Source organism: Micromonospora sp. WMMA1996 (assembly GCF_002573675.1).
Taxonomy (GTDB): domain Bacteria; phylum Actinomycetota; class Actinomycetes; order Mycobacteriales; family Micromonosporaceae; genus Micromonospora; species Micromonospora sediminicola.
In genome coordinates this window covers 137,594-156,458 of the sequence record NZ_PDHU01000009.1, presented here as the reverse complement: position 1 = coordinate 156,458, position 18,865 = coordinate 137,594, and the positions used below count along the sequence as shown (strand labels likewise).

The 18,865-nt window shown below is 71.8% G+C and carries 17 protein-coding genes, 1 tRNA gene and 1 pseudogene; 8 read left to right on the top strand and 11 right to left on the bottom strand.

The window, feature by feature from the left end:
- Positions 1–8 precede the first annotated feature (8 nt).
- Together coaE and rpsA are read right to left on the bottom strand one after the other, a co-directional pair.
- On the bottom strand, positions 9–1,187 hold the full coding sequence (gene coaE / locus COO58_RS29300) for a dephospho-CoA kinase (RefSeq protein WP_098748128.1): 1,179 nt from the start codon (positions 1,185–1,187) through the stop codon (positions 9–11).
- Positions 1,188–1,376: 189 nt separating this feature from the next.
- On the bottom strand, positions 1,377–2,906 hold the full coding sequence (rpsA, locus tag COO58_RS29295) for a 30S ribosomal protein S1 (protein ID WP_091573367.1): 1,530 nt from the start codon (positions 2,904–2,906) through the stop codon (positions 1,377–1,379).
- 320 nt (positions 2,907–3,226) lie between these two features.
- Here rpsA and COO58_RS29290 point away from each other — a divergent pair, with 320 nt between their 5' ends.
- The 5 genes and pseudogenes from COO58_RS29290 (at position 3,227) to COO58_RS29270 (ending at position 6,191) form a co-directional block, all read left to right on the top strand.
- A complete protein-coding gene (locus tag COO58_RS29290) occupies positions 3,227–4,030 on the top strand; it encodes a class I SAM-dependent methyltransferase (RefSeq protein WP_098748126.1) in 804 nt (267 codons plus the stop codon).
- Positions 4,031–4,086: 56 nt separating this feature from the next.
- Positions 4,087–4,689: a Uma2 family endonuclease gene (locus tag COO58_RS29285; protein ID WP_255292812.1), complete on the top strand. Its 603-nt coding sequence runs from the start codon at positions 4,087–4,089 to the stop codon at positions 4,687–4,689.
- A gap of 41 nt (positions 4,690–4,730) precedes the next feature.
- A complete protein-coding gene (locus tag COO58_RS29280) occupies positions 4,731–4,949 on the top strand; it encodes a DUF2945 domain-containing protein (protein ID WP_091573364.1) in 219 nt (72 codons plus the stop codon).
- A pseudogene (locus COO58_RS29275) lies at positions 4,936–5,280 on the top strand (DUF3140 domain-containing protein); the annotation flags it as partial. The gene COO58_RS29280 and the pseudogene COO58_RS29275, both read left to right, overlap by 14 nt.
- Before the next feature lie 44 nt (positions 5,281–5,324).
- On the top strand, positions 5,325–6,191 hold the full coding sequence (locus COO58_RS29270) for a CPBP family intramembrane glutamic endopeptidase (protein WP_091577217.1): 867 nt from the start codon (positions 5,325–5,327) through the stop codon (positions 6,189–6,191).
- 43 nt (positions 6,192–6,234) lie between these two features.
- On the opposite strand, the gene polA is transcribed toward COO58_RS29270, so the two are convergent.
- The 8 genes from polA to COO58_RS29230 all read right to left on the bottom strand — a co-directional run bounded on the left by polA (position 6,235) and on the right by COO58_RS29230 (position 16,099).
- Positions 6,235–8,934: a DNA polymerase I gene (gene polA / locus COO58_RS29265; protein ID WP_091573362.1), complete on the bottom strand. Its 2,700-nt coding sequence runs from the start codon at positions 8,932–8,934 to the stop codon at positions 6,235–6,237.
- A gap of 106 nt (positions 8,935–9,040) precedes the next feature.
- A complete protein-coding gene (locus COO58_RS29260; protein ID WP_091573361.1) occupies positions 9,041–9,751 on the bottom strand; it encodes an ABC transporter ATP-binding protein in 711 nt (236 codons plus the stop codon).
- The gene (locus tag COO58_RS29255) at positions 9,741–10,661 is read right to left on the bottom strand and encodes an ABC transporter ATP-binding protein (protein ID WP_176559016.1); all 921 of its coding nucleotides are present in this window, start codon (positions 10,659–10,661) and stop codon (positions 9,741–9,743) included. Before COO58_RS29255 ends, COO58_RS29260 begins: the two co-directional genes overlap by 11 nt.
- The gene (locus COO58_RS29250) at positions 10,654–11,808 is read right to left on the bottom strand and encodes a branched-chain amino acid ABC transporter permease (RefSeq protein ID WP_091573359.1); all 1,155 of its coding nucleotides are present in this window, start codon (positions 11,806–11,808) and stop codon (positions 10,654–10,656) included. Before COO58_RS29250 ends, COO58_RS29255 begins: the two co-directional genes overlap by 8 nt.
- Positions 11,805–12,755: a branched-chain amino acid ABC transporter permease gene (locus COO58_RS29245; RefSeq protein ID WP_091573358.1), complete on the bottom strand. Its 951-nt coding sequence runs from the start codon at positions 12,753–12,755 to the stop codon at positions 11,805–11,807. Before COO58_RS29245 ends, COO58_RS29250 begins: the two co-directional genes overlap by 4 nt.
- A gap of 93 nt (positions 12,756–12,848) precedes the next feature.
- Entirely contained in the window at positions 12,849–14,012 is a 1,164-nt protein-coding gene (locus tag COO58_RS29240) for a branched-chain amino acid ABC transporter substrate-binding protein (protein ID WP_091573357.1), read from the bottom strand.
- A 260-nt stretch (positions 14,013–14,272) separates the two neighbouring features.
- Entirely contained in the window at positions 14,273–15,430 is a 1,158-nt protein-coding gene (locus COO58_RS29235) for a hypothetical protein (protein WP_098748123.1), read from the bottom strand.
- Between the two features lie 48 nt (positions 15,431–15,478).
- The gene (locus tag COO58_RS29230; RefSeq protein ID WP_091573355.1) at positions 15,479–16,099 is read right to left on the bottom strand and encodes an ANTAR domain-containing response regulator; all 621 of its coding nucleotides are present in this window, start codon (positions 16,097–16,099) and stop codon (positions 15,479–15,481) included.
- Between the two features lie 81 nt (positions 16,100–16,180).
- Between COO58_RS29230 and COO58_RS29225 the strand changes: the two genes are divergently transcribed.
- Positions 16,181–16,263: transfer RNA gene (locus COO58_RS29225), tRNA-Leu, on the top strand.
- 99 nt (positions 16,264–16,362) lie between these two features.
- On the top strand, positions 16,363–17,046 hold the full coding sequence (locus tag COO58_RS29220) for a transcriptional regulator (RefSeq protein ID WP_255292811.1): 684 nt from the start codon (positions 16,363–16,365) through the stop codon (positions 17,044–17,046).
- 27 nt (positions 17,047–17,073) lie between these two features.
- Here the strand turns inward: COO58_RS29220 and COO58_RS29215 are convergent, their stop codons facing one another.
- Entirely contained in the window at positions 17,074–18,231 is a 1,158-nt protein-coding gene (locus COO58_RS29215; protein WP_098748122.1) for a PLP-dependent aspartate aminotransferase family protein, read from the bottom strand.
- A 102-nt stretch (positions 18,232–18,333) separates the two neighbouring features.
- On the opposite strand from COO58_RS29215, the gene COO58_RS29210 reads away from it, so the two are divergent.
- Entirely contained in the window at positions 18,334–18,813 is a 480-nt protein-coding gene (locus COO58_RS29210) for an Lrp/AsnC family transcriptional regulator (protein WP_098748120.1), read from the top strand.
- Positions 18,814–18,865: the final 52 nt, after the last annotated feature.

Here is an 18,865-nt window from a genome sequence, read left to right as displayed (position 1 = left end):
GCGCCGCCTCAGGGGCGCCAGCCGGTCTGCGCGGCCCACTCCTCGGCCCGCAGGTGCTCCTCGTCGAACCAGGGATCGCCGAGCGTGCCCTGCTCGGCGCCCGCCGGCGCGGTGGCCGCCAGATCCCGCTTGACCTGGAGGTAGTCGGCCCGCCGCCCGGGGTCGGCGCGGAGGTGGTCACGCATCAGCAACGCGTACCGCCAGCCGGCGGAGCCGGCCGGGCGCAGGTGCAGCAGCACCGGACGACCGGGGTCCGCGCCGCCGTGCAGCCGCTTCGCCCAGTGCACCCGGTCGGGCCGGCGCGGCGCGTCCCACCACTCCCCCGGCAGGCGGGGGAAACCGGCCTCGGCGAGCCGGTCGGCGAGCGGCCCGTCCGCCTCCTCCAGCGACGGCACCGTCAGCTGGATGTCGATGACGTCGGGCGCGGCCAGCCCGGGCACGGCGGTGGAGCCGACGTGGTCGACCCGGACGTCGCCGCCGACCGCGTGCCGGATCCGGGCGGCCAGCCGCGCGTACTGCTCGGGCCAGGTCGGGTCGGGCCCGGTCGGCGCCGTCGGACCGGGCCGCACCGCGTGCCGCGCCCGGAGGTTGCGCTCGTAGGGCAGCAGGCGCTCGTGCCAGAGGCGGTCCACCGCGTCGTGCAGCTCGGCCAGTGTGCCGTCGTTGGTGAGCAGCGCGTCCGCCACCGCCCGCCGGCGGTCGTCGTCGGCCTGGGCGGCGATCCGCCGCTCTGCCTCGGCCGGGTCCATGCCCCGGTCGCGGGACAACCGCGCCAACCGGGTCGCCACCGCCGTCTGCACCACCAGCACCAGGTGGTACGTGGGCGCCAGCCCCACCTCCACCAGCAGGGGCACGTCGTTGACCACCACCGCGTCGGCGGGGGCGGCGGCGACCAGCTCGGCGGTCCGCGCCCGTACCCGGGGGTGGGTGATCGCCTCCAGCCTGCGGCGGGCCGCCTCGTCGCCGAAGACCACGGCGCCGAGGGCGGCCCGGTCCAGCGCCCCGTCGGCGTCCAGGACCCGGTCGGAGAAGGCGGCGACCACCTCGGCCAACCCCTCGGTGCCCGGGGCGACGACCTCGCGGGCGATCCGGTCCGCGTCGACGACCACCGCGCCGAGCGCGGCCAACCGGCGCGCCACCGCGCTCTTGCCGGATCCGATTCCGCCCGTCAACCCCACCTTCAGCACCCGGACAGTCAACCGGATGCCCGTCCGCGTGCCAACCGGGCCCCACCGGCGACGACCGGATCCGGTCGTCGCCGGAAACGGAGCGGACCCCGCCCCCGGCGCTCCGCTGGTGCGGAACGCGGGGACGGGGCCCGTTCGTCGGAGGCGACCTGCCGGCCCGCCCGAGGGTGGACCGACGTCAGCGACCGGTCACTTGCCGCCGGCGAGCTTCTCCCGCAGCGCGGCGAGCGCCTCGTCGGTGGCCAGCGTGCCGGCCGGCTCCTCGGCCTGACGGCTCGGGGCCGAGGTCGAGGTGGTGGTGGCGCTGGTGGTGGCCGGAGCCGGGTTGGCGGCGGCCTCGGCGTCGGCGGCGCGGGAGGTCTGCACCTGCTTGGTGTGGGCCTCCCAGCGCTGACGCGCCTCGGCGTACTGCTGCTCCCAGGTCTCGCGCTGCTTGTCGTAACCCTCGAGCCACTCACCCGTCTCCGGGTCGAAGCCCTCGGGGTAGATGTAGTTGCCCTGGTCGTCGTAGGTCGCGGCCATGCCGTAGAGGGTCGGGTCGAAGTGCTCCTCGCCCTCGACGAAGCCCTCGTTGGCCTGCTTGAGCGACAGCGAGATCCGGCGGCGCTCCAGGTCGATGTCGATGACCTTGACCATGACCTCGGAGCCGACCTGCACGACCTGCTCGGGGATCTCCACGTGGCGCTCGGCCAGCTCGGAGATGTGGACCAGGCCCTCGATGCCGTCGTCCACCCGGACGAAGGCGCCGAACGGCACCAGCTTGGTGACCTTACCCGGCACGATCTGCTGGATCGCGTGGGTGCGGGCGAACTGACGCCACGGGTCCTCCTGGGTCGCCTTCAGCGACAGCGAGACCCGCTCGCGGTCCAGGTCGACGTCCAGGACCTCGACCTCGACCTCCTGGCCCACCTCGACGACCTCGGACGGGTGGTCGATGTGCTTCCAGGACAGCTCGGAGACGTGCACCAGGCCGTCCACGCCGCCCAGGTCGACGAACGCGCCGAAGTTGACGATCGAGGAGACGACGCCCTTGCGGACCTGCCCCTTCTGGAGCTTGTTGAGGAACTCGGTGCGCACCTCGGACTGCGTCTGCTCCAGCCAGGCACGGCGGGACAGGACCACGTTGTTGCGGTTCTTGTCCAGCTCGATGATCTTGGCCTCGAGCTCGCGGCCGACGTACGGCTGCAGGTCACGCACCCGCCGCATCTCGACCAGCGACGCGGGCAGGAAGCCGCGCAGGCCGATGTCGAGGATGAGACCACCCTTGACGACCTCGATGACCGAGCCGCGGACGACGCCGTCCTCGTCCTTGATCTTCTCGATCGTGCCCCAGGCCCGCTCGTACTGCGCCCGCTTCTTGGAGAGGATCAGCCGACCCTCCTTGTCCTCCTTCTGGAGGACGAGGGCCTCGATGTGGTCACCGACCGAGACGACCTCGGCGGGGTCCACGTCGTGCTTGATCGACAGCTCCCGAGAGGGGATGACGCCCTCGGTCTTGTAGCCGATGTCGAGCAGGACCTCGTCCCGATCGACCTTGACGACGGTGCCTTCGACAATGTCGCCGTCGTTGAAGTACTTGATGGTCTCGTCGATCGCGGCGAGGAAAGCCTCCTCGGAACCGAGATCGTCGTGCGTGACCTTGTTGGCGCTCGAGGGGGCCTCGATGCTGCTCGTCATGTGGGCGGTTGCTCCGGTCGGATGGGTTGTCACAGCGGGCATGGGTGTCGCGGTGACTCTTCCGCGCCAGCGGATCCGTCGCGGGGCACACCGAACGATCGACGCGAGAAGATCATTAGTGGCTCCGGTGACCGCGCACCTGCTCCCTGCCGAGGCACACGATCCGCGAGCGCATCGTCTAGCCTACCCGCTGCATTACCACAGCGTGCAAGCCCTCCCGGGTCCGTGCGACCTCATCCGCTGCGAAAGCGGAGATTTCGCGCGGTAAGGTGCCACAGCTGTCTCGTCCGTCACACCTGCCCCACCCGCAACACGCCGACCCCGACCGGATCCGGCGCCCCGGTCCGCCCTAGCGTGGACGGGTGGACGACGACAGGGTGACCCGCCGGCGGGTCGACGCCGCCGAGATCCGCCGCGCCAACCGGGGCTGGTGGGACACCGACGCCGACGCCTACCAGGCCGAGCACGGCGCGTTCCTCGGCGAGACGGACTTCGTCTGGTGCCCGGAGGGGCTGCGCGAGGCCGACGCGCGGCTGCTCGGCGACGTCGCCGGCCGGCGGATCCTCGAACTCGGCGCCGGCGCGGCCGCCGCCGCCCGCTGGCTGGCCGCGCAGGGCGCCCGACCGGTCGCGCTGGACCTCTCCGCCGGCATGTTGCGGCACGCCGCCGAGGCCGCCGACCGGACCGGGGTACGCGTGCCGCTGGTGCAGGCCGACGCGCTCGCGCTGCCGTTCGCCGACGCCGCCTTCGACACCGTCTGCACCGCGTTCGGGGCGATCCCGTTCGTGGACGACTCCGCGGCGGCGATGCGCGAGGTGGCCCGGGTGCTGCGTCCGGGCGGCCGGTGGGTCTTCTCGGTCACCCACCCGATGCGCTGGATCTTCCTCGACGACCCGGGCGAGGGCGGGCTGACCGCCGTGCACTCGTACTTCGACCGGTCCCCGTACGTCGAGCAGGACGAGCGCGGCGTGGCCACGTACGTGGAGCAGCACCGCACGCTCGGCGACCGGATCCGGGAACTGGTCGGCGCCGGCTTCCGCCTGCTCGACCTGGTGGAACCGGAGTGGCCGGCCGGGCACGAGGGGGTCTGGGGCCAGTGGAGCCCGCTGCGCGGTCGGCTCTTCCCCGGCACCGCGATCTTCGTCGCCGAGAAGCCGGCGGACTGAGCGCGTCGCACGTCCGGTCCGACACCGGCCCGGTTCCCCGGCGGTACGCTCGCCGCATGAGCGCCGAGCCCGTCCCGACATCACCTGGCCCCTGGTGTCCGGACCCGATGCGGCAGCAGCGTGCGGACTACACGCTGGACGACCTGCTCACCCTGCCGGACGACGCCCCCCGCGTCGAACTCGTCGACGGAATCATCCAGGTGACACCCTCCCCCACCCTGGGCCACCAAACCATCGCCAGCCTGCTCTGGCTCTGGCTCCGGTCCCACGCACCGACGCATGTCCAGGCCTCCCTGGCTGTTGGCGTTGGGCTCAGCCCCAACACCAGCCGGCAACCGGACGTCCTGCTCCATCACGCCGGGCTGCCGAGCGACCGGTCGCTGCTGCGAGCGGCGGACGTCGTCCTGGCCGTCGAGATCGTCTCCCCCGGCACCCGGCGGGTCGACCGGTTCGCCAAGCCGGGCGAGTACGCCGCCGCCGGCATTCCGTTCTACTGGCGGATCGAGCAGGATCCGGTGCACCTCTACGCCTACCGCCTCGGTGACCGGATCGGCCCTGGTGGCGAGCGCCAGTACGAGCTGGTGACCGACGGCAGCGAGGTGATCGAGCTGACCGAGCCCTTCGCCATCAAGCTGCCGATCGCGGAGATCCGGCCCTGACCGTGCCGTTAGCCGCTGGTGCCGGCGGGTAACCGGCCGGCATGGCCGAGATGGAGTTCCGCGCCGGCGACCACGTCTCCTGGGCCAGCCACAGCGGCCGGGCGTACGGGGTCGTCAAGGAGAAGCTGACCGAGCGCACCCACGTCCGCGGCCACACGGTGGACGCCTCGCCGGAGCAGCCGCAGTACCGGATCACCAACGACGACTCGGGCCGCGACGTCGCCCACCGCCCGGAGGTGCTGCGCCATGAGTCGCGCTGAGGATCCGCAGCAGACCTACCGGGAGTTCACCGACGCGGTGAACATGAAGCCCGCCGAGCTGACCCGCTGGCTGGAGAGCGACGAGTCCAAGCACGTCGGCTGGCACAAGAAGGGCACCAAGGGCGGCGAGTCCGTCGGGCACGACTCCGGCCGCAGGATCGTCGACCTGCTGCGCCGCAAGCGCGCCGACCTGACCGCGGCCGACTACAAGCACATGCGCAAGGTGATCGGGTACGTCCACCGGCACCTCGCCCAGCGGCCCTCCGGCGACGTCCGGGACACCCGCTGGCGCTGGTCGCTGATGAACTGGGGGCACGACCCGCTCAAGGGCTGAGCCCGCCTGGTCGCTCGCGGCGTGTTGGTACCGTGCCGGCGATGACGACAGGCACCTCGATCGACGGCCGTCATCCCCGCGCCGGGCGGGTGGTCCTCGTCGCGGGCCTCGGGCTCGTCGTCGTCGCGGCCGTCTTCCTGGTGGCCACCGGGAACACCGGCGTCAGGTACAGCGCCGACCACGACGGCACCGTACCCATGTGGAACCGGTGGATCCCGGCGCTCGCCGGCATCGCCCTGATCCGGCTGATCCCGCCCGCCGCCGACCCGAGGTGGCCGGACCCGGTCGCGCCGTACCGCGAGGCGGTGCCGCTGCTGCTGGCCGGCGTCGCGTTCGCCGCCGTCATGCCGCTGCTGGGCGGCGAGCCCGCGTACTCCGTGCTGAAGCTCGCGCTGCTGCTCGGCGTACCGGTCGGGGTGTTCCTGGCCGCGCGCCGGCGGCCGCCGCGGTGGCGGCCCGGGCCGGCCCCGGCGGACGCCGCCCACCGGTGGGGTCCGGCGCTGCCGGTGGCGGTGTGGCTGGTGCTCAGCTACGCGACGCCGCTGGCCGTGCCGGCCAGTGACTGGGGGCGCACCGTCACCGTGGTCGAGCTGGTCGTCGTGCTGCTGGTGGGCTTCGCGGTGAACGCGGTGCTGGAGGAGGTCTTCTACCGGCGGTGGCTGCAGACCCGGTGGGAGTCGCTGCTGGGCCGCTGGCCGGCGATCGTGCTCGCGTCGCTGGTCTGGGCCGCCTGGCACGTGGCCATCCAGGGCAGCGGCCGCCCCGGCGTCGACCTGGCGTCGGTGATCGTGAACCAGGGCGTGACGGGGCTGTTCCTCGGCTACCTGTGGTCCCGGTACCGCCGGATGTGGCCGCCGCTCGTGGCGCACGGCGCGGTCAACGCGGCGCCCCTCCTGCTCGGTCTCTGACCGGCTGTCCCGGTGACCGGACGCGGCCGGCCGACCCGGAGGGTCAGTGGTCGGCGCTGTTCCAGTCGCGGCCGTCGCCGACCGACACCTCCATCGGGACCGAGAGCGGGTGCGCCTGGCCCATCTCCCGGCGCACCAGCGCCTCCAGCGCCTCGCGCTCCCCCGGTGCGACCTCGAAGACCAACTCGTCGTGCACCTGCAGCAGCATCCGGGACCGCAGCCCGGCCTCGCGCAGCGCGGCGTCGACGCGCAGCATGGCGACCTTGATGATGTCGGCGGCCGAGCCCTGGATCGGGGCGTTGAGCGCCATCCGCTCGGCCATCTCCCGGCGCTGCCGGTTGTCGCTGACCAGGTCGGGCAGGTAGCGGCGGCGACCCAGGATGGTGGAGGTGTAGCCGTCCTGGCGTGCCCGGGCCACCACCTCCTGGAGGTAGTCGCGGACCCCGCCGAACCCGGCGAAGTAGTTCTCCATCAGCCCACGCGCCTCCTCGGCGGTGATGCCGAGCTGCTGGGACAGGCCGAACGCGCTCAGCCCGTATGCCAGGCCGTAGTTCATCGCCTTGATCTTGCGCCGCTGGTCGGCGGTGACCTGGTCGACCTCGACGGTGAAGACCGACGAGGCGGTCGCCGCGTGGAAGTCGTGCCCGGAGTTGAACGCCTCGATCAGCGCGTCGTCCGAGGACAGGTGCGCCATGATCCGCATCTCGATCTGGCTGTAGTCGGCGGTCAGCAGGGACTCGTAGCCCTCGCCGACCACGAAGGCCCGGCGGATCCGCCGGCCCTCCTCGGTGCGGATGGGGATGTTCTGCAGGTTCGGCTCGGTCGAGGAGAGCCGCCCGGTCGCCGCCACGGTCTGGTTGAACGTGGTGTGGATCCGGCCGTCGTCGGAGACCGACTTGAGCAGCCCGTCGACCGTCGACTTGAGCTTGGCGACGTCGCGGTGCCGCAGCAGGTGGTGCAGCAGCGGGTGCTCGGTCTGCGCGTAGAGCCACTGCAGCGCGTCGGCGTCGGTGGTGTAGCCGGTCTTGATCCGCTTGGTCTTGGGCAGGCCCAGCTCGGTGAAGAGGATCTCCTGAAGCTGCTTCGGCGAGCCGAGGTTGAACTCCCGGCCGACCACCTCGTAGGCGGCCTGGGCGGCGGCCTTCACCTCGGCGGCGAAGTGCGCCTCCAGCTCGGAGAGGTAGTCGGTGTCGGCGGCGATGCCGGTGCGCTCCATGGTGGCGAGGACCCGCATCAGCGGCAGCTCCACGCCGGCCATCAGCCGGGCGGACTGCTCGCCGTCGCGGGACAGCTCGGCGTCGATCGCGTCGGCCAGGTCGAGGGTGGCCCGGGCCTGGAGCATCAGGTTCTGCTCGGCCGCGCCGTCGTCGCCGAACCCGTCGAGCGTGAGCTGGCCGGTCTCCGGGGCGTCGACGCGCAGCTCGCGGTGCAGGTAGCGCAGCGCCAGGTCGGTGAGGTCGTAGGACCGCTGGTCGGGGCGGGCCAGGTAGGCGGCGATCTGCGTGTCGCGGGCGATGCCCTGCAGGTCCCAGCCGTGCGCGGCGAACGCCAGCACCGCCGGCTTGCTGTCGTGCAGCACCTTCGGGCGCGTCGCGTCGGCGAGCCAGCCGGCCAGGGCGCCCTCGTCGTCGGCGCCCAGGCCGCTCGGGTCGAACCAGGCCGCGGCGCCGCCGGCGGTGGCCAGCGCCATCCCGGTCACGGTGGCGGTGTGCCGACGGTTGGGTCCGGTGTCGAGGGTGACCGCCAGACCGACGGGCGCGCCCGCGCCCGCGTGCGTGTCCAGCCAGCCCGCGACCGCGCCCGGCTCGGTGAGCACCTCGCCGGCCAGCTCGAAGCCGGCCTCCGCCTCCGGTTCGACCGCCTCCAGGTACTGGTAGAGCCGGTCGCGCAGGATGCGGAACTGGAGCGTGTCGAAGACCTGGTGCACGGCCTCGCGGTCCCACCCCTGCCAGCGGGCGTCCTCCGGGCGCACCGGCAGCTCCAGGTCGGAGACCAGGCAGTTGATCTCGTAGTTGCGGATCACGTCGGCCAGGCGCTCGCGCAGGCTGTCGCCGGCCTTGCCCTTGATCTCGTCGGCCCGGGCCACCACGCCCTCGACGCCGCCGTAGAGGTTGATCCACTTGGCCGCGGTCTTCGGCCCGACGCCGGGGACGCCGGGCAGGTTGTCACTGGTCTCGCCGACCAGCGCGGCCAGGTCGCGGTAGCGGTCCGGCGTGACACCGTACTTCGCCTCGACCGCGGCCGGGTCCATCCGGGCCAGGTCGGAGACGCCCTTGCGCGGGTAGAGCACGGTGACCCGGTCGCCGACGAGCTGGAACGCGTCCCGGTCGCCGGTGGTGATCAGCACGTCCATGCCCTGGTCGCGGGCCTGGCAGGCGAGCGTGGCGATCACGTCGTCGGCCTCGAAGCCCTCCTTCTCGACCACCGGCACGCGCAGCGCGGCGAGCACCTCCTTGACCAGACTGACCTGCCCCTTGAAGTCGGTCGGGGTCTCGCTGCGGCCGGCCTTGTACTCCGCGTAGCGGTCGGTGCGGAAGGACCGGCGGGAGACGTCGAAGGCGACCACGATGTGCGTCGGCTGCTCGTCGCGGAGCACGTTGATCAGCATGGAGGTGAAGCCGTAGACGGCGTTGGTCGGCTGCCCCGTCGTGGTGGAGAAGTTTTCCACCGGCAGGGCGAAGAAGGCCCGGTATGCCAGGGAGTGTCCGTCGACGAGGAGCAGGCGCGGCGTCGTAGCTGTCACGGCAGCGACTCTAGTCCGTGGCCCCGACAACCCGTGGCCGGCGGCACCGGGAACGCGACGGCCGGTCGCCCCCCGCGGGGACGACCGGCCGTCGACCGGTACGACCTCAGGCCACGCCGAGGTACGCCTCCTTGACCGCCGGGTCGTGCAGCAGGTCCCGGCCGGTGCCCTCCTTGACGATCCGGCCGGTCTCCAGCACGTAGCCCCGGTGGGCCCGGGAGAGCGCCTGCTGGGCGTTCTGCTCGACCAGCAGGATGGTGGTGCCCTGCTCGTTGATCCGGGTGATGATCTCGAAGATCTGCTGGATCAGCATCGGCGCGAGACCCATCGAGGGCTCGTCGAGCAGCAGCAGCTTCGGGCGGGCCATCAGCGCCCGGCCCACCGCCAGCATCTGCTGCTCGCCGCCGGAGAGCGTGCCGCCGGCCTGCTTGCGCCGCTCGTGCAGCCGGGGGAAGAGGTCCAGGACCATCTTCATGTCCTCGGCGATGCCCGCGCGGTCCCGGCGGGTGTACGCACCCATCTCCAGGTTCTCCACGACCGACATGCCCGGGAAGACGCCCCGACCCTCCGGCGCCTGCCCGATGCCCCGGACCACCCGCAGGTCGGCCCGCATCCGGGTGACGTCGGTGCCGTTGAACATGATCGAGCCGCTCGCCACCGGGCGCAGCCCGGAGATGGCGCGCATGGTGGTGGTCTTGCCGGCGCCGTTCGCGCCGATCAGGGCCACCACCTCACCCTCGTCGACGTGCAGGCTGATCCCGTGCAGCGCCTGGATCCGCCCGTACAGCAGGGTCAGGTCGTTGATCTCAAGCAGCATCGGTCGGCACCCCCAGGTACGCCGCGATCACCTTCGGGTCCTCGCGGACCTGGGCCGGCAGGCCCTCGGCGATCTTCTTGCCGAACTCCAGCACCACGATCCGGTCGGTCACGCCCATGACGAGACGCATGTCGTGCTCGATCAGCAGCACCGTGGTGCCATTGTCGCGGATCTTCCGGATCAACCCGTTGAGTTCCTCCTTCTCCGCCGGGGTGAAGCCGGCGGCCGGCTCGTCCAGGCAGAGCAGGCTCGGGTTGGTGGCCAGGGCCCGCGCGATCTCCAGCCGGCGCTGCTCGCCGTACGAGAGGTTGCGGGCCAGATCGCCGGCGCGGCGCTCGATACCGACGAAGCGCAGCAGCTCGTGGGCCTTGTCCCGGCCCTGCCGCTCCTCCCGCCAGTGCCGCGGCAGCCGCAGCATCGCGGCGATCACGCTGGTCTTGTGGTGGGCGTCAGCGCCCACCATCACGTTCTCCAGCGCGGTCATCTCCGGGAACAGCCGGATGTTCTGGAACGTCCGGGCGATGCCCGCCTTGGTGATCCAGCTCCGGCGCTTGCCGTTGATCCGCTGCCCGGCGAACCGGATCTCGCCCTCGGTGGGCCGGTAGACACCCGTCATCGCGTTGAAGCAGGTGGTCTTGCCGGCGCCGTTCGGGCCGATCAGGCCGAGGATCTCCCCCTTGTACAGGGTGAACGCGACGTCGTTGAGCGCCACCACGCCACCGAAGCGGAGCGTGACGTGGTCGACCTCCAGCAGCGGCTCCCGGCCGGCCGGGGCGGTGTCGCCCGGGTTGGCCTCGACCGGGGTGTCCGACCCGGACTCGGGCGGGGTGCCGACCGTGCTCCGGCCGTCGTCGGCGATGTCCCGCTCGCTGGTCTGATCCCGCTCGCTGTGCATCTGCGGCTCACTCATTGGGCACCGTCTCCTGGGGAACCGCTTCCTTGCGCCGGTCGGCGAACTCGGCCGCCCGCCGCCGGTTGGGCACCAGACCCTGCGGCCGGAAGATCATCATGACGATGACCACCAGACCGAAGACCAGGATCCGGTACTCGGCGGCGTCGAACTCCACGCCGAGCAGGTCGCCGACGCCGCGCAGCCACTCCGGCAGGTACCAGGTGAGCGCGCCGCCGACGATGGCGCCCTTGATGTTGCCGGCGCCGCCGAGGATCACCGCGGCGAGCACCAGGATGGAACTCTCCAGCACGAACTGGTCCGAGTTGATGAACGTCTGCTTGCCGGCGAAGACCGCGCCGGTCAGACCGGCCACCGCCGCGCCGATGGCGAACGCCCACAGCTTGTACTTGAACGTGGGCACACCCATGATCTCGGCGGCGTCCTCGTCCTCCCGGATCGCCACCCAGGCCCGACCCACCCGGCTGTTGGCCAGGTTCCGGATCAGCACCAGCACGATCAGGATCAGCGTCAGCATCAGCCAGTAGTACGGTCGCGCGTCGACCACCCCGAACAGGGGTTTGCCGTCGCTGCCGCTGCCCGGCGGGTGCGGGATCGCCGGGATGCCCCGCTGACCCTGCAGGATGCCCTCGTTGCGGGCCGCGTACAGGCGGATCATCTCGGCGAAGCCGAGCGTCACGATGGCCAGGTAGTCGCCGCGCAGCCGCAGCGTCGGGCCGCCGAGGATGACGCCGGAGACCATCGCCACCATCACCGCCAGCGGCACCGCCGCCAGCCACGGCCAGTTCGTGCCGAACCGGCTCTCCGGCGACGTCAGCAACGCCACCGTGTACGCGCCGAGCGCGTAGAAGCCGAAGTAGCCGAGGTCGAGCAGGCCGGCGAAGCCGACCACCACGTTGAGGCCCACGGCGAGCAGCACGAACACGGCGGTGTCGAAGAGCACGCCGGCGAAGTCCGAGCGGGTGGTGTAGAAGGCGAAGTAGTCGCTGCCGAGCGGGAAGCCCAGGTATTCGTAGAACCACTTGTTGGGCAGGATGTAGAGCAGGACGATCAGCGCGGCGATCGCCGCCCAGCGCACCTGCTTGGGCATCGCCGCCCAGCGGGTCTTGAAGCCCGCGGTCCGCTTGTTGTCCACGGTGGCGGTCATGCGCGCGCCCTCCCGAGAGATTCGCCGAGCAGACCGGTCGGCCGGAACATCAGCAGCACGATCAGCAGCACGAAGCCGGTGAAGTCCTTCCACTCGCCGCCGAACAGGCCGGCGGCGTAGTTCTCCACCACACCGAGCAGCAGGCCGCCGAGCAGCGCGCCGCGCAGGTTGCCGATACCGCCGAGCACCGCGGCCGAGAACGCCTTGAGGCCGATCAGGAAGCCGACGTTGAACTTGGTGAAGCCGAACCGGAGGTCCCACAGCAACGCGCCGACACCGGCCATCAGGCCGCCGAGCACGAAGACCAGCAGGATGACCCGGTTCTTGTTGACCCCCATCAGCGCGGCGGTGTCCGCGTCCTGGGCGACCGCCCGGATGCCGCGGCCGAGCCGACTGCGGTTCACGAACTGGTCCAGCCCGATCATCATGATCAGCGTGACGCCGAGGATCACGAGCTGGAGGTTGGTCACCGCGGCGCCGAAGATGGTGAAGACGGTGTCCTGCGTGATCATCGTCGGCATGCCGAAGGGCGCGCGGCTGGTGCCGATGCCGAAGGACTCGGCGAGCACGAACGAGGCGCCGATCGCGGTGATGAGGAAGGCCAGCGGCGGCGCGTTGCGCTTGCGCAGCGGCCGGTAGGCCACCAGCTCGACGGTGACCGCCGTAGCGGCCGCCGCGACCATCGCCACCGCGAGTCCGGCGACCAGGGCCACCAGCAGGGGTCCGAGCGCGGGGGCGGCGGAGTTCTGGTCGTAGCCGAGGGCCTGCCAGGTCCACAGGGCGGTGAAGGTACCGACCATGAAGACCTCGGAGTGAGCAAAGTTGATCAGACGCAGAACGCCGTACACCAGGGTGTAGCCGAGGGCGATGAGCGCGTAGATCGCGCCCTGTTCCAGCCCGGTGATGGTCAGCGTCGGGAAGTTCCCGAACAACTCATCGAAGTTCAAGTGGGGGCTCCAACTGTGCGGCCAAGCGGTGCGGCCGGGAGGTAGCCTCCCGGCCGCACGCCTGGTGTCCCGTTACCGGACCGGACGAACCGGTCAGCTCTTGGGGATCTCGATGTCGGGGACGACCTTGCCCGCGTTCACCTTGAACGCCCACACGATGACCTGGGCCGGGTCCAGCTCGCCGGTGGACTCGAACTTGTAGGTCACGCCGGTCGCACCGCCGGCCTTGTTGTAGGACTTGATGAAGCTCAGCAGGTCGGCGCGGGTGCCCTTGCCGTCCTTGATGCCCTCAAGCATGATCTTGGTGATGTCGTACGACACGTCGGCGTAGGTGCCCGGCTCGGCGTTGTCGAACGCGGCCTTGTAGTCGGTCACGAACGAGCCCTTGGCCGCGGTGGCCGGGGCGCAGGGGCAGGTGAGGATCGTGCCCTCGGCGACCTGCTGGCCGGCGACCTTGATGAAGTTGGCGTCGTTGACACCGTCACCGGCGACCATCGTGCCCTTCCAGCCCGCGCCCTTGAGCTGCTTGAGCAGCAGGCCGGCCTCGGTGTAGTAGCCACCGAAGAAGAGGACGTTCGCACCGCTGCTCTGGATCTTGGTGACCACGGCGGAGAAGTTGGTCTGCTTGACCTGGATCTTGTCCTCGCCGGCGACCGAGCCGAGAACCTTCTTCACCTCGTCCACCAGACCCGCGCCGTACGCGGACTGGTCGTCCACCACGTAGACCTTCTCGGCCTTCAGGACGTCCTTGATGTACCGGCCGGCCGCCGGACCCTGCGAGGTGTCGTTGCCGACGCCCCGGTGGAAGATCTTCCAGTTCTTGGTGCTCAGGCTCGGCCGGGTCGCCGACGGCGTGATGATCGGCAGGCCGGCCTCGTCGAAGATCGGGTCGGCGACCTCGGACTCACCCGAGAACGCCGGGCCGATGATGCCGACGACCTTGTTGTCGCCGACGGCCTGCTGGGCCAGCGCGGGGGCCTTGGCCGGGTCACCCTGCGAGTCGTACTCGGCCAGGTTGACCTTGCAGTCCGCGTTGTCCTTGTTGTACTGGTCGATGGCCAGCTTGGTGCCGTTGCGCATGTGGATACCGAGACCCGCGGCGTCGCCGGTCAGCGGGCCGAAGAAGCCGATCTTCAGGTCGCAGGCGGCCTTGCTGCCCCCCGCATCGCTACCACTGTCAGCCTTGCAGGCCGCGCCACTGAAAACGAGCGCGCCGATGGCCACACCACCGAGCACCCGTGCGAGCTTCTGCCTCACGGCTCGTACCCTCCTCCGTCCGAAGGCCCGGAAACCACCCAGCGCGAATTGGACCTTGCGAGGGTTGGCCGGACCGACCGCGATCCCGGTCTGGGCCGGGACGTTATCCCACCAGCGGGGGGCGAAGGTAGACCTGAGAAGCGGGGTTGACCTAACCGTTACGTTGAGTGGCCGGATTCACAGCTGTGCTGTAACACACCCGATCACGGGGTGGGACGATCGGACATCCGACACAGACCGGAAACATGCTGGTGAGAACGTCACGCGGGCCGCCACGACCCGCGTGCCGACCAGACCCGCGCCCGGCCACCGTCGTCCACCAGCAGCAGGACGTCGTCACCCGCCGCCGCGACCGCCACCGACCGGTCACTGCCCCCCGGGACCGCCGCCGGCAGCGCCACCGGCAACCACCGGTCACCGTCCGGCGAGAACCAGCCCGCCCCCGCCGCCGGACCGGCGAGCACCGCGAACACGCCGTCACCGCGCGCCGCCAACCCCCACACCCGGGCGGGCCGGTCCGCGCCCCCGGCCGCCGGACCGCCGGTCGGCCGCCAGGCGTCGCCCTCCCCCACCCATGCGCCCACGCCGTCGCCCCGCCGACCCAACGCCACCGACCGGTCGCCCAGCCGGACCACCCGTTGCAGGTCCTGGTCCACGCCGCCGTCGGCGAGCACCGCCCGCCGCCAGGACGACCCGTCCGCCGAGGTCCACACCGCCGCGTCCGATCCGGTACGCCCCGACGGCCGCACCGAGCCCACCATGAGCCACCCCGACCCGGTCGCCGCGCCGTCGGTCACCCAGGGCCGGCCCGAACCGTCGGCGACCAGCCCCGGCACGCCGCTGACCAGCCGGAACTCCGAGGCGTCCGGCGACACCCAGGCCGCCGCGCCGGTGGCCCGGTTCCCGGAGATCAACCAACCGCCCGGCCCGCCCGCGACCCGACCCACGTTCACCGCGTCCGGGCCGCCGAACAGCTCGAACTCCGCCGGCACCTCCACCAGCGCGCCGTCCCGGTCCTGGCGCCAGGTGCTGATCCGGGGATTGCCGTGCACCCCGCCGCTGCGACCACCCACCGCCACCGGCCGGCCGTCCCGGCAGCCCACCGCGGTCAGCACGTTCTCCGCCCCGTACGCGCTACGCGGCACCGGACGCAGCGGCGTCCAGGCAGCGCCGTCCACACTCGACCAGGCGGCCGGATGCGGCGTCCCGTCCGGGTCCCGCACCGCCCCGACGACGAACCACCGCCCCGCGCAGGCCGCGGCGTCACGCAGCACCTCCCGACCGGAGAGGCCGGCCGGCAGCGGCAGGTCGACCTGCTTCCAGGCCGGGCGCAGCGGCTCCGGCGCGGGCCGATCGGCGGCGTGACACGCGGCCAGCAGGGCCACGAGCAGGCCGAGCATCGTCGCCGGTCGTCGCATGCCGGCGATCGTATCGACCGCCGCCGACCCCGGTAACCCGCTGACGGGTCAGGAGGCGGGCTGCGCCACCTCGCCGCCGGCGGTCTCGGCGAGGATCCGCTCGGCGACCTCCTTCATGGTCATCCGGTGGTCCATCGCGGTGCGCTGGATCCACTTGAACGCCTGCGGCTCGGTCATCCCGTACGTCGTCATCAGCGCGCCCTTGGCCCGCTCGACGGTCTTGCGGATCTCCAGCCGGTCGGTCAGGCCGGCGACCTCCGCCTCCAGCGCGGCGATCTCCGAGTAGCGGGACAGCGCGATCTCCACCGCCGGCACCAGGTCGCTCTTCTGGAACGGCTTGACCAGGTAGGCCATCGCGCCGGCCGCCCGGGCCCGCTCGACCAGGTCCCGCTGGCTGAACGCGGTCAGGATGATCACGGGGGCGATGCGCGCGCCGGCGATCCGCTCGGCGGCGGCCAGCCCGTCCATGATCGGCATCTTGATGTCGAGGATGACCAGATCCGGCTTCAGCTCCTCGGCGAGCTTGACGGCGGTCTCGCCGTCACCGGCCTCGCCGACGACCTCGTAGCCCTCCTCGACCAGCATCTCGGCCAGGTCCAGCCGGATGAGCGCCTCGTCCTCAGCGATCAGAACGCGCTTGCGCTCGGCATCCGTCTGCATCTCGCCCACGAGCCACTCCCACCATCGATCCCGGCACGGTCACCACCCATGCTCCCGCATGAGCCTAGTCGGGTACAGTTACCGCACCCCGCCGGGATGGTGGAACGGCATACACGGAAGTCTCAAACACTTCTGCCCGAAAGGGCTTGCGGGTTCGAATCCCGCTCCCGGCACTTCTTGTCATACACGTGTTCGAGGATGTTGCTGTGCATCCTCCCGAAATGCGGGCACGAGCCCGCGCCCTTCGCGCCCGGGGTCACAACATCCATTCGGTGGCCCGCAGCCTTTCCCTGCCCTACATCACAGTCTGGCACTGGTGCGTCGACCGGCCGCAGCCGGCAGTCTTCGGCAGCGCGGTCCGCTGCTTCCGCTGCCACCCCGACCAGGACGGGCCGCCTGATCCGGCCGCCTACGCCTATCTGCTCGGGCTCTATCTCGGTGACGGGCACCTGGTGACCACCGACCGAACGCCGGTGCTCCGCGTCTACTGTGCCGACGCCTGGCCGAACCTGATCGACAAGTGCGACGCCGCGATGCGGGCGGTGTTGGCCAACAAGGTGCAGCGCATCCAGAAGCGGGGCTGCGTCGCCGTGCAGAGCACCGCCACCCACTGGCCTTGCCTGTTTCCGCAGCACGGGCCGGGCAAGAAACACGAGCGACCGATCGTCCTGGCTGACTGGCAGCGCGCCATCGTCGAGGCCCAACCGGGCGACTTCCTGCGGGGCCTGTTCCACTCCGACGGCTGCCGCTTCGCCAACCGGGTCGTCGTTCGCGGGAAGGAGTACGTCTATCCCCGCTACATGTTCTCCAACCGCTCCACCGACATCATGGCGCTGTGTCAGTGGTCCCTCGACCTGCTCGGCATCGCGTGGCGGATGAACCTGCCGTGGTCGCTGTCGGTGGCCCGGAGGGAAGCCGTCGCCGCACTGGACCGGCACGTCGGCCCGAAGTCCTGACCGGATGTGGCCGGCAACGGCCGCACTTCAGATAAGGGCGAGCGCCCGCGCCAGGTCGGCCCGCAGGTCCTCCGGGTCCTCCAGCCCGACCGAGACGCGCAGCAGCCCGCCGCACGGCTTCGCGTCGCCCTCGACCGGCCGGTGGGTGAGCGAGGCCGGGTGCTGGATCAGCGTGTCGACGCCGCCGAGCGACACCGCGTGGGTGATGAGCTCGCAGGCGCCGGCGACCACGGCGGCGGCGGGCGCGCCGCCGCGTACCTCGAAGGCGAGCAGGCTGCCGGTGCCGGACATCTGGCGGCCGACCAGCCCGGCCGGGTCGTGCAGCGACGGGTGATGGACGCGCTCGACGGCGGGGTGGCCGGCGAGCCAGGCGGCGAGCTTCTCGGCGCCGGCCTGCTGGGCGCGGACCCGCAGCGGCAGGGTCTGCAGGCCGCGGTGCAGCAGGTACGCGCCGAGCGGGTGCAGGACGGCCCCGGTGACGGCGCGGACCTGGCGCAGCCGGGCGGCCCACTCGGGCGCGCAGGCGACGACGCCGGCGAGGACGTCGCCGTGGCCGCCGATGCTCTTGGTGGCGCTGTGCAGCACGAGGGCGGCGCCGTGGCGGGCGGGTCGCTGGAGCACGGGGGTGGCGACGGTGTTGTCGACCAGCAGCGGGACCTCGCCGGCGGCGGTGGCGAGCGCGGCGATGTCGACCAGGTCGAGGGTGGGGTTGGCGGGGGTCTCGACGACGACCACTGCGGTGTCGGGGCGGATCGCGGCGGCGACCTCGTCGGGGCGGGCCCAGGTGACCTGGGTGCCGAGCAGGCCGGTGGCGAGGACGTGGTCGGTGCCGCCGTAGAGGGGGCGGACGGCGACGACGTGGCGGTTCCCGTCGCGGGTGGCGGCCAGCAGGGTGGCGGTGAGCGCGGCCATGCCGCTGGCGAACGCGACCGCCTCGGCGGTGCCCTCGAGCTGGGCGAGCGCGGTCTCGAAGCGGGCCACCGTGGGGTTCCAGAGGCGCTGGTAGACGGCGCTGCCGCCGGCCGGGAGGGTGCCGCCGGTGGCGAGCGTCTCGTAGTCGTCGCCGCCGCCGGCGACGGAGGGCAGCGGGTTGGTGGTGGAGAGGTCGATGGGCGGGACGTGGACGCCGAGCCCGGCCAGGTCGTCGCGTCCGGCGTGCACGGCTGCGGTGTCCACGGAAGTCATGGCGGGAAGCGTCGAACATGACGACGCTCTGGGGCAAGAGAAGCGAACAAGATTCTGCGAATCACGCTTTCGCCTCGCCTGAGTTCGGTGGAAGATGTCGGCATGCCTGCCGCACCGAATGATGTACGGCCGTTCGCCGGTCTGGACGACGTCGACCGCGCGATCCTCACCGAACTGGCGACCGACGGGCGGCTGCCCAACAACGCGCTCGCGGAGCGGGTGGGGGTGGCACCCTCGACGTGCCTGACGCGGACCCGGGCGTTGCGCGAGTGCGGGGCGATCCGCGGGTTCCACGCCGAGGTGGACCCGGCGGCGGTGGGCCTGCCGTTGCAGGCGCTGGTGTCGGTGCGACTGACGGCGCACGAGCGGGCCGCGGTGGACGCGTTCCGGGCCCGGTCGGTGCGGCTGCCGGGGGTGGTGTCGGTGTTCCACGTCGCCGGCGCGGAGGACTATGTGCTGCACGTGCGGGCGGCCTCGGGTGACGCGCTGCGCGATTTCGTGCTCGACCACCTGGCGGTGGATCCGGTGGTGCAGCACACCCAGACCAGTCTGATCTTCGAGCAGGCCCGGGGTATGGGGTAGCGCACCCGAGGGAACAATTCCGGCACTCGGCGGGTTGCACCCAGCCGTGATC